Annotated in this window: 12 protein-coding genes, 3 tRNA genes and 1 riboswitch; of the genes, 14 read left to right on the plus strand and 1 reads right to left on the minus strand. The window is 58.0% G+C overall.

What is annotated here, in order from left to right; genetic code table 11:
* Positions 1–629: hypothetical protein (locus H6A20_RS12640; protein ID WP_338106715.1), on the plus strand; the 629-nt coding region annotated here is incomplete at its 5' end.
* A 65-nt stretch (positions 630–694) separates the two neighbouring features.
* On the opposite strand, the gene dapB is transcribed toward H6A20_RS12640, so the two are convergent.
* Positions 695–1,495, minus strand: a complete 801-nt coding sequence (gene dapB / locus H6A20_RS12645; RefSeq protein WP_204907466.1) for a 4-hydroxy-tetrahydrodipicolinate reductase — start codon at positions 1,493–1,495, stop codon at positions 695–697.
* Positions 1,496–1,692: 197 nt separating this feature from the next.
* Between dapB and H6A20_RS12650 the strand changes: the two genes are divergently transcribed.
* From H6A20_RS12650 to H6A20_RS12710, 13 genes are all read left to right on the plus strand, one after another.
* Positions 1,693–1,767, plus strand: a tRNA-Pro gene (locus H6A20_RS12650).
* Between the two features lie 56 nt (positions 1,768–1,823).
* Positions 1,824–3,545: a SulP family inorganic anion transporter gene (locus H6A20_RS12655; protein ID WP_204907467.1), complete on the plus strand. Its 1,722-nt coding sequence runs from the start codon at positions 1,824–1,826 to the stop codon at positions 3,543–3,545.
* A gap of 18 nt (positions 3,546–3,563) precedes the next feature.
* Positions 3,564–3,715: riboswitch (FMN riboswitch) on the plus strand.
* 127 nt (positions 3,716–3,842) lie between these two features.
* Positions 3,843–4,472 carry an ECF transporter S component gene (locus tag H6A20_RS12660; protein WP_204907468.1) on the plus strand — a complete coding sequence of 210 codons (630 nt, stop codon included), beginning with the start codon at positions 3,843–3,845 and terminating at the stop codon, positions 4,470–4,472.
* Positions 4,473–4,555: 83 nt separating this feature from the next.
* Positions 4,556–5,056: a YcxB family protein gene (locus H6A20_RS12665; protein WP_204907469.1), complete on the plus strand. Its 501-nt coding sequence runs from the start codon at positions 4,556–4,558 to the stop codon at positions 5,054–5,056.
* 15 nt (positions 5,057–5,071) lie between these two features.
* A complete protein-coding gene (gene tsaE / locus H6A20_RS12670) occupies positions 5,072–5,506 on the plus strand; it encodes a tRNA (adenosine(37)-N6)-threonylcarbamoyltransferase complex ATPase subunit type 1 TsaE (RefSeq protein WP_204907470.1) in 435 nt (144 codons plus the stop codon).
* Between the two features lie 12 nt (positions 5,507–5,518).
* A complete protein-coding gene (tsaB, locus tag H6A20_RS12675; RefSeq protein WP_204907471.1) occupies positions 5,519–6,238 on the plus strand; it encodes a tRNA (adenosine(37)-N6)-threonylcarbamoyltransferase complex dimerization subunit type 1 TsaB in 720 nt (239 codons plus the stop codon).
* On the plus strand, positions 6,229–6,672 hold the full coding sequence (rimI, locus tag H6A20_RS12680) for a ribosomal protein S18-alanine N-acetyltransferase (protein WP_204907472.1): 444 nt from the start codon (positions 6,229–6,231) through the stop codon (positions 6,670–6,672). The genes tsaB and rimI overlap by 10 nt, the downstream gene beginning before the upstream one ends.
* Positions 6,673–6,778: 106 nt before the next feature.
* Positions 6,779–7,024, plus strand: coding sequence for a hypothetical protein (locus H6A20_RS12685; protein ID WP_204907473.1), 246 nt, complete (start codon positions 6,779–6,781; stop codon positions 7,022–7,024).
* A gap of 1 nt (position 7,025) precedes the next feature.
* Positions 7,026–7,940 (plus strand): ribonuclease Z, encoded by a 915-nt coding sequence (locus H6A20_RS12690; protein ID WP_204907474.1) that lies wholly within the window; start codon positions 7,026–7,028, stop codon positions 7,938–7,940.
* A gap of 17 nt (positions 7,941–7,957) precedes the next feature.
* Entirely contained in the window at positions 7,958–8,986 is a 1,029-nt protein-coding gene (gene tsaD, locus H6A20_RS12695; protein ID WP_204907475.1) for a tRNA (adenosine(37)-N6)-threonylcarbamoyltransferase complex transferase subunit TsaD, read from the plus strand.
* A gap of 18 nt (positions 8,987–9,004) precedes the next feature.
* Positions 9,005–9,751, plus strand: a complete 747-nt coding sequence (gene ispD, locus H6A20_RS12700; protein WP_204907476.1) for a 2-C-methyl-D-erythritol 4-phosphate cytidylyltransferase — start codon at positions 9,005–9,007, stop codon at positions 9,749–9,751.
* Between the two features lie 104 nt (positions 9,752–9,855).
* Positions 9,856–9,941 (plus strand) — tRNA-Ser (locus tag H6A20_RS12705).
* A gap of 53 nt (positions 9,942–9,994) precedes the next feature.
* A tRNA-Ser gene (locus tag H6A20_RS12710) sits at positions 9,995–10,084 on the plus strand.
* The last annotated feature ends 206 nt before the right edge of the window (positions 10,085–10,290 follow it).

The raw sequence follows: 10,290 nt of genomic DNA on the forward strand, positions 1-10,290 counted from the left end.
ACCCGAATCTCCCGCTGCGGTTTCTGCTTTATATTTCGCATCTGTATTCCAGGATGACTGTGAAAGAGAACCTGTACGGAGAGACGATCATACAGATCCCGGCGCCGGAGTTTCTTATCTTCTATAACGGAAAGGATGAGATGCCGGAGCGGCAGATCCTGAAACTGTCCGACATGTACAGCGTGCAGGAGGGGCAGCCAAAGCTGGAGCTTAACGCCACGCTCCTCAACATTTCCGGGAGCAACAATCAGAAGCTGAAGGATGCCTGCAGGACGCTGGGAGAGTATGCCATATATACGGACAAGATCCGGAGCTACACGGAGACAATGGAGCTCCCGGAGGCAGTGGACCGCGCGATGGATGAATGCATCAGGGAAGGTGTGCTTAGTGACTTCCTGATGGAACACAGAGCGGAGGCGAGAGCGATGAGTATATTTGAGTATGATCAGGAGAGGCATATGCAGCAGGAGCGCGAGGCCGGGATCGAGAAAGGCCGGCGTCAGGGTGAAGAGCAGTTGCTGCGCAGGCAGGTGCAGAAGAAACTGGATAAAGGTATGAATATCTCAGATATTGCGGAAGCTCTGGAAGAAACAGAGGAGCGGATCCGTGAGATCATAGACATGTTATAAACGGAGCAGGGTGCCGCCTAATCTGATTTGATGATTTGGCGGCACCCTTTTTATGGGCAGTCGTTTTACCCCAGGTGCAGCACATCCTGGATGGTGTACCAGCCGGGGCCTTTGTCAGCGAGGTAGGCGGCGCAGTCCACGGCGCCCCGGGCAAAGCACTCCCAGTTGTAGGAGTGGTGGGTGATCTCCAGCCGCTCTCCCATGAAGCCGAAGTAGACGGTGTGGCTGCTTGGGATGTTGCCGGCCCTGAGAGAGTGGTAGCCGATGGTGCCCTTCTGCCTGGGGCAGGCGCCGTGGCGCCCGTAGACGGCGATATCCTTCAGCTCTTTTCCCATGGCGCGGGCCATGATCTCGCCCATCTCACGGGAGGTCCCGCTGGGAGCGTCCTTCTTCCACTGGTCGTGCATTTCCAGGATCTCGATGTCCGCCTCGTCGCCGACGGCCTGGGTCACGATCTCCAGAAGCCGGTTCATAATGTTGACCAGCTTGGATGTATTGGCAGCGTAGAGAAGGGGAATGGAGGCGGAAGCCTCCCGGAACTTCTCCATCTCTTCCGGGGAAAAGCCGGTGGTCCCGCACACGAGGGCTTTTTTGTGCCGCACGGCGCACTCCAGCACTTCCATGCCGGTCTCTTTTGTGGAGAAATCAATGATGACGTCGCAGTCGTCGATCACGGATTCAAGATCGTCCGTCACCGGCACGCCGAGCATCTGCCCGGTCATGGCGGCCTCGCCTAAATCCTTTCCGATATAGTCCCTTCCTGCGGGGCCGACGCCGGCGGTCAGCTCGATATCCGGGCGCTGCGCGGCGGCCTGCGTGATCAGTTTTCCCATTTTCCCCCTGGGGGCGATTACGATCAGTTTCATAATTTGGAGCTCCTTTCGCATATACTGTTACAGATAGTGTAGCATATTTGTCTGAAAACGGGGAATAATCTTTATAAAATACAGGCATGCGGGCGCAGGGAGCCGAGGCCGGACGAAAAAAATGACAGGAATTTCACGATTTGTTAAAAAAACACTTGCAATTTGCGACACTGTTCGCGTATAATACTATTTGTGACCGGGGTATGGCTCAGTTTGGTTAGAGCGCGCGGCTGGGGGCCGCGAGGTCGCAGGTTCGAATCCTGTTACCCCGATTTTTTCATGGTTTTCTTTGCAAAACCATGAATTTTTTTTGCAGAGGTTTCTACATATGAAGAAAAAAGCATATAACGGGTTGTTTTACACACTGAAGGGCTACTCCCTCTCCTGGCTCCCTAAAGACATCTTCAGCGGCATCATCATTGCCGCTGTTTCCATACCTATCTCCATGGGCTATGCGGAGGTCTCGGGCCTTCCCCCGGTGTACGGGCTGTACGGCTCGCTCCTGCCGATCCTTTTTTACGCCGCGGTCACCAAATCCCGGCAGTTCATCTTCGGGGTGGACGCCACGCCGGCAGCCCTGACGGGGGCCACGCTGGCTTCCATGGGCATCGCTTCCGGGTCGCCGGAGGCCATGGCGTTCGTGCCGGTGATGGCGCTGTTCACCGGCCTGTGGCTCTGGTTTTTCTATTTCCTGCGGGCAGGCAAGATCGTGGACTTCATCTCCACACCGGTGATGGGCGGCTTTATCAGCGGCATCGGCATTGAGATCATCCTCATGCAGATCCCCAAACTGCTCGGCGGGAAGCCGGCCACCGGCGAGGCGCCGGAGCTGTTCCTGCACATCCTGGAGACGGCGAAGGAGATCAACTGGGTCTCCTTTGCCCTCGGGGGCATTTCCTTTGTGATCATCATGGCTGCCATGAAACTGATCTCCAAATTCCCCATGCCCATCGTGGTGATGCTCCTGGGTGCGGCGGTCTCTGCCTTCCTGCCGCTGGAGGAGTGGGGCGTCGCACTGCTGGCCCATGTGGATCCGGGGCTTCCGGCCCTGCATCTGCCGGATCTATTCCATGCAGACCTGTCGCACGCCCTGGGGCGGTCCCTGATGGTGGCGGCGGTGGTCATGGCGGAGACGCTCCTGGCTTCCAGCGATTTCGCCCTGAAGAACGGGTACAAGCTGGACGACAACCGGGAGATCCTGGCCTGCAGCATCGGCAACCTGGCGTCGGCCTTTACCGGGAGCTGCCCGGTAAACGGAAGCATCTCCCGCACGTCCATGAACGACCAGTACGGCGGGCGCACGCAGGCGGTGTCCATCACAGCCAGCGCGGCCATGGTGCTGCTTCTCCTTTTTGGCACCGGGTTTATCGAGTACCTCCCTGTGCCCGTGCTGACAGCCATCGTCCTGTCCGCCCTCACCAAGGTGGTGGAAGTGCACCTGGCTGTGCGCCTGTGGAAGGTGAGAAAGAGAGACTTCTTTATCTTTATCGCGGCCATGCTGGGCGTCCTTTTTATGGGCACGATCTACGGCGTTGTGATCGGCGTCATGCTTTCCTTTATCACGGTCATCCTGGAGTTTGTGGTGGAGGCGTCCGACCCGCCCCGGACATTCCTGGGACATGTCCCGGGGAGACAGGGGATCTACAGCATGCGCAGGGAGAAGGAGGCGGTTCCCTTTGAGGAGGCGGTCCTCTACCGGTTCTCCGAGCGGCTCTTCTTTGCCAATGTGAAGATCTTCCAGCAGGATATCGAGAACAGCCTGACGGAGAAGACGAAGGCAGTCATCGTCGACGCCACCGGCATCAACAGCGTGGACATCACGGCGGCGGACCGGATCGAGCTTCTCGTCGCCAACCTGGAGAAGAGCGGCATCGCCTTCTACCTCGTCGAGACAAAAGAAGAGCTGGATGAGGAGATGAAACTCATGGGCATCCGGCGCCTGTGGGAGAGCGGCCGCGTCCTGCCCACCCTCGAGGACGCGCTTGAGGCGGCGGGCATCCGGACGGACATTCCTTCTGATGCTTGCAATCCGGACGGGGAAGAGGTATAGTAAGAAAGGTAAAAGGAATAAAGTCTTCGGGGTCGGGTGAAAGTCCCAACCGGCGGTATAGTCCGCGACCCGCGGCCGCACAGGAAGCGCCAGAGCGCAGGAGAGTGCGGGGCGGCTGATTTGGTGCGATTCCAAAACCGACAGTACAGTCTGGATGAGAGAAGAGCTATGCGATGTCACGGGCATGTGATCGTGATTTTACGGCTCCGATAGCAGTATCGGAGCTTTTCTTTCGCATAATTCCGGGAAGATTTTCTTTCCTGCACAATACTATTTCATCAAAAGGAGAGAAAGAAAATGAGTACACAGGTTATGAACAATGCCAATGCAAAACAGAAGATGCGGGTCCGCACGATCGTGCAGACGGGTATGCTGGGGGCGATCGCCGTCGTTTTGATGCTGTTTGAGATCCCCCTCCCGTTCGCCCCTTCTTTCTATGAGATCGATTTCAGCGAGGTCCCGGTGCTGGTCGGCTCCTTTGCCATGGGCCCGCTGGCCGGTGCGGCGATCGAGCTCGTGAAGATCCTGCTGAACCTGCTGATCAACGGCACGACGACAGCGGGGGTGGGCGAGTTCGCGAACTTCCTCATCGGCTGCTCCCTCGTCGTTCCCGCGGGCGTCATCTACCGCAGAAACAAGACCCGGAAAGGCGCCATCATCGGCATGGCGGCCGGCACGGCGTGCATGACCCTGCTCGGGTGCGCGCTGAACGCCTACCTGCTCCTGCCGGCCTACAGCGCCGCCTTCCAGCTCCCTCTCGACGCGCTGGTGGCCATGGGCACGGCGGTGAACGGAAACATCACGGATCTTCTCACCTTTGTGGCATTTGCCGTGGCGCCCTTCAACCTGCTCAAGGGCGTGCTTGTGTCGCTGATCGTATTTCTGATCTACAAAAAGATCAGCCCGGTGCTGCACATGAACCGGTAGCGTCCAAAGCGCATATCATGTGTAGCCTGGGAAGAAAAGATGTGTTATAATAACTGCATGTATGCAAAAAGGAGGGCTTCAGAATGGAAGTGAAAGTGAAGATCTCGCTCGATGTGCAGGCTATGACGGAGTTTATGCTCTACCAGATCTATACGGGCGGGGCCGGGATCGCGGTGCTTGTCCTGGGCGCGCTGAACGCAGGCCTGGCAGTTGCCTTCGCAGTGCGCGGGGAGTGGATGATGGTCCTCGTCTTCGCCGTGTTCGCCTTTCTTCTTTTCTTCGGCTTCCCGGCCGTGATCCGGAGCCGGGTGAGCGCCCTGCAGGGGAAACGCAAATTCGTAAAGCCGGTGGAGTACCGGTTCAGCGAAGAGGGGATAGAGACCGAGGCGCAGGAGCGGGTCAGGAAAGTTCCCTGGGAGCAGTTCGCAAAGGCAGTGGAGAGGAAGCACATCCTCATCCTGTACGACAGGGAAAAGCATCCCCTTGTGCTCCCGGTCGACCAGCTTGGAGAGGACCTGGGCGCCGTGAAGGAGATGATCGCCGCACACCTGCCGCAGGCGGCCGTGCGGTTTAAGAAGGGATAGGACAGGAGACAGTTCATGGTATTTGAGTCAGAAAACGAGAAGGATACATTTGCCCTCGGCGAGGAGATCGGGCGCAGGGCAAAGCCCGGGGACGTCTACACCCTGGTCGGGGATCTGGGCGTCGGCAAGACGGTGTTCACAAAGGGACTTGCCAGCGGGCTTGGAATTGAGGAGCCGGTCAGCAGCCCGACCTTCACGATCCTCCAGGTGTATGAGGACGGCAGGCTGCCCCTCTTCCATTTTGACGTCTACCGGATCGGGGACGTGGAGGAGATGGACGAGATCGGCTACGAGGACTGCATATACGGAAACGGCGTCAGCCTCATCGAGTGGGCGGATCTCATCGGGGAGATCCTGCCGGAACGCTACGTGGAGATCCGGATCGAGAAGGACCTGGAGAGAGGGTTTGACTACAGAAGGATCACAGTCACGGAAAAATCAGACAGATAAGGAAGATGAACTATGCGCATACTGGCACTGGATAGCTCCGGCCTTGTGGCCTCCGCGGCAGTCGTGGAGGAAGACCAGACGATAGCGGAGTACACGGTAAATTACAAAAAGACACATTCACAGACGCTCCTTCCCATGGTGGACGAGATCGCGCGGATGATCGACCTGGATCTCCACACGCTCTCGGCCATCGCCGTGTCGGGCGGGCCCGGATCTTTCACCGGGCTTCGGATCGGATCCGCCACAGCCAAGGGACTTGGGCTGGCGCTTGACATCCCCCTGATCCACATCCCGACGCTGGAGGGGCTTGCCTACAACCTGTACGGCGCGGCGTCCCTCGTCTGTCCCATCATGGATGCCAGGAGGAAGCAGGTGTACACAGGCGTGTACGCTTTTGCGGACGGGTTCATAACCGTGATGGACCAGTGCGCCATACCGGTGACAGAGCTGGCCGGGAAGCTGAATGAACTGGGGCGGGAAGTCGTATTCCTGGGAGACGGCGTCCCTGTGTACAGGGAGACGCTGGATGAACTGCTCCAGGTGCCCCACTCCTATGCGCCGGCCCATATGAACCGGCAGAGGGCGGCCTCCGTGGGCGCGCTGGGGATCGAGTACTACCGGCAGGGCAGGACGCAGATCGCCGCGGCCCACGCGCCGGACTATCTGCGCGTGTCCCAGGCGGAGAGGGAGCGGGCCGAGCGGGAGAAGAAGGAGCGGGAAGCATGTTTGTGATCAGAAAGATGAAAGAGACAGACATTGCCGCTGTGGCGCAGATGGAGCGGGAGATTTTCCCGGATCCGTGGAGCGAGCAGGCGATCCGCGACAGTTATGAGCAGAAGCAGACGCTGCTTCTTGTGGCGTATGAGGACAGCAGGCTGATCGGCTACCTCATCCTGTACCATGCCCTGGAAGACGGGGAGATCGCGCGGATCGCGGTGATCCCGGAGAAGCGCCGGCAGGGGGTGGGCGCAAGACTCCTGCTGGAGCTGGAAGATCTCTGCGAGCTGGGAGGCATCAGCAGGCTGCTCCTCGATGTGCGCGAGAGCAATGCGCCGGCCATCGCCTTTTACAAAGATCACGGCTTTACCGAGGACGGCATCCGGAGACGCTTCTATGCGGACCCGGAGGAGGATGCAGTGCTCATGAGCCGGGAGCTCGGGAAATAGCTGTCAGGCAAGGAAACAGTTCCCACTAGGCCGTCAGGCCGCCGCCGTATATAATGTAGGCGTAAGAAAAAATGCATCCTGCAGGATACGGTTTAGGAGGAAACGTATGCGCCAGTACGAGACAGTAGAGACAAAAGAAACACACAGACAGATCAGAAAAATAATCTGTAACAAATGCGGCAGGGAGATCCCCGTAAAAGACGGAAGAGCGCAGGAAGACTTCCTGGCTGTGGAGAAGAGGTGGGGATACTTCTCGGACAAGGACAACCAGGTGGATTCGTTCGACCTGTGCGAGTCGTGCTACGACGCCCTTGTGGCCACATTTGTTATTCCACTGGGAGAACAGGAATAGAATGTTAGATGTATGTTTGCTTGGAACGGGAGGGATGATGCCCCTCCCTTATCGCTGGCTGACCTCTCTTATGGTCCGCTATAACGGAAGCAGTCTGCTCATTGACTGCGGGGAGGGAACCCAGATCGCCATCAAGGAGAAGGGCTGGAGCTTTAAGCCGGTCGATGTGATCTGCTTTACCCATTACCACGGGGATCACATCAGCGGCCTGCCGGGCCTTCTGCTCACTATGGGGAACGCGGACCGCACAGAGCCGCTCACCATGATCGGTCCCAAAGGGCTGGAGCGTGTTGTGAATGCCCTGCGGGTCATCGCCCCGGAACTCCCCTTCCAGATCCGCTTTATCGAGATCACGGAGCCGGAGCAGACGCTGGAGCTGAACGGCTACCGGCTGCGGGCGTTCCGCGTCAACCATAACGTGCTGTGCTACGGCTACACCCTGGAGGTGGACCGGGCGGGACGCTTTGACGTGGAGAGGGCCAGGGCGGCCGATATCCCGCAGCGGTACTGGAGCATCCTTCAGAGGGGGGAGCAGGTGGAGCACGAGGGGAGGATCCTCACGCCGGATATGGTGCTCGGACCCTCCAGGAAAGGGCTGAAAGTCACCTACTGCACGGACACCCGTCCCACGGATTCCATACGGAACAATGCCAGAGGCTCGGACCTTTTCATATGCGAGGGCATGTACGGCGAGAAGGACAAGCTGAAGAAGGCGAAGGAATACAAGCATATGACCTTTTACGAGGCGGCACGCCTGGCGAAGGAGGCGGAGGTGGGAGAGCTGTGGCTGACCCACTACAGTCCTTCCCTGAACCACCCGGAGGAGTTCCTGGAAGACGCAAGGGCGATCTTTCCGCGCACGGTGACAGCCAGGGACGGCAGAACGATGGAACTTGTATTTTCGGAAGATGAATAGAAGGCAGAGGCGGTAACATGAGTGAGATGAAAGACACCCTGATACTTGCGGTCGAGAGCTCCTGCGACGAGACGGCGGCTGCGGTGGTAAGGAACGGAAGAGAGATCCTCTCCAATATCATATATTCCCAGATCGATCTCCACACGCTGTACGGCGGTGTAGTCCCGGAGATCGCATCCAGGAAGCATACCGAGAAGATCAACCAGGTGATCGAAAAGGCGCTTGCAGAGGCCGGCGTCACACTGGCTGAGATCGATGCGGTGGGCGTGACATACGGCCCCGGCCTTGTGGGCGCCCTCCTCGTCGGCGTGGCGGAGGCAAAGGCCATCGCCTATGCGGCGGGAAAACCACTGGTAGGTGTGCATCACATCGAGGGGCACATTGCGGCCAACTACATCGAGCACCAGGATCTGGAGCCGCCCTTCCTCTGCCTGGTGGTCTCCGGCGGGCACACTCACCTTGTGCGGGTCAGGGACTATGGAACCTTCGATATCCTGGGACGCACCAGGGACGACGCGGCCGGGGAGGCCTTTGACAAAGTGGCGCGGGCCATCGGCCTGGGGTATCCGGGAGGGCCCAAGATCGACCGGGTGGCCAGGGAGGGGGATCCGGATGCCATCGCGTTTCCCCGGGCCCACGTGGAGGATGCACTCTACGATTTCAGCTTCAGCGGCCTGAAGTCAGCCGTCCTCAATTACATCAACGGCTGCCGCATGAAGGGGGAGACCTTCAGCCAGGCGGATGTGGCGGCATCCTTCCAGAAGGCGGTGACAGACGTGCTTGTGGCGAACGCCATGCACGCGGTGGAAGAGTACGGGGCAGACACCTTTGCCATCGCCGGCGGCGTGGCTTCCAACTCCGCCCTGCGGGCAGCCATGCAGGAGGCCTGCGCTAAGAGAGGCGTGAAGTTCTGCTACCCGTCCCCCGTCTACTGCACAGACAATGCAGCCATGATCGGCGTGGCGGCCTACTATGAGTACCGGAAAGGGACCCGCAGCGGCTGGGACTTAAATGCGGTGCCCAACCTGAAGCTGGGTGAGAGATAGCGCGGGAGGCGCGGTGAAATGAGCGTGACAGGGAAAGAAAAGAAAACATGTACAGCCATCCTTCTGGCCGGCGGCCAGGGAAAGCGGATGGGGACAGACACGCAGAAGCAGTATCTCCTGATCCGAGGGTACCCGGTGCTGTATTACTCGCTGCGGACCTTCCAGCAGTCGGAGATCATCGACGATGTGATCCTGGTGACGGGGTCCGGGCAGACAGACTACGTGCGCCGGGAATTCGTGGAGCGGTACGGGTTTTCCAAGGTCAGCCGCATTGTGGAGGGCGGCCGGGAGCGCTATGACTCCGTGTGGGAAGGGCTCAAGGCGGCGCAGGATGCAGGCATCGCGGACGACAGCTATATCTTTATCCATGACAGCGCCAGGCCGTTCCTCACCGAAGAGATCCTTGAGAGGGCCTATGAGGACGTGGAGCGAAACCGCGCCTGTGTGGTGGGCGTGCCCAGCAAGGACACGGTCAAGATTGTGGACAGGGAGAACTTTGCGGCTGAGACGCCTGACAGGAAGTATGTCTGGGTCATCCAGACCCCGCAGGTGTTTGAAGCGTCTCTTATAATAGAAGCGTACGGGAAGATGATGTCCCGGGAGACAGTCTGCGCCACGGACGATGCCATGGCTGTGGAAAACGAGCTGCACATTCCCGTACACATGACGATGGGGAGCTATGAGAACATCAAGATCACCACACCGGAGGATCTGGACATTGCGCAGATCTTTGCGCAGCGGTGTTTTCCAGATTTGCAGGAGTGAGAAGAATTTGGAAGAAACTTAAAATTATATATTGACGGCGGATTTCATGTGTGATAGAATAATCACTGTCGCTGAGAACGAGCGATCATCTGAAAAATAACCGTGGAGAGGTATCGAAGTGGTCATAACGAGGCGGTCTTGAAAACCGTTTGTCCGCAAGGGCGCGTGGGTTCGAATCCCACCCTCTCCGTTTCATAGCGGACAGATGACAAGATCACCTGTTTCAATATGATAGGACAATTTGGAGAAGTACCCAAGCTGGCCGAAGGGGCTCCCCTGGAAAGGGAGTAGGTCGTTAATAGCGGCGCGAGGGTTCAAATCCCTCCTTCTCCGCTCATGAGAGCAGATCACGGATCGTTTGAGAGAACCTGAAAAAGTTCTTGACAATGCAGAAATGAGATGCTATCATGGACAAGCTGACTCGCAAGAAACAGCGAAAAACATCAAGAACCTTGATAACTGAACAATAGACAACGACCCTGAAAATTTCTAAGAGAAATATTCAGAACGGAAATCGGATTGAAGCGAGAGCGAAGATC

It is taken from the genome of Mordavella massiliensis (genome assembly GCF_016901695.1).
GTDB lineage: Bacteria > Bacillota > Clostridia > Lachnospirales > Lachnospiraceae > Claveliimonas > Claveliimonas massiliensis_A.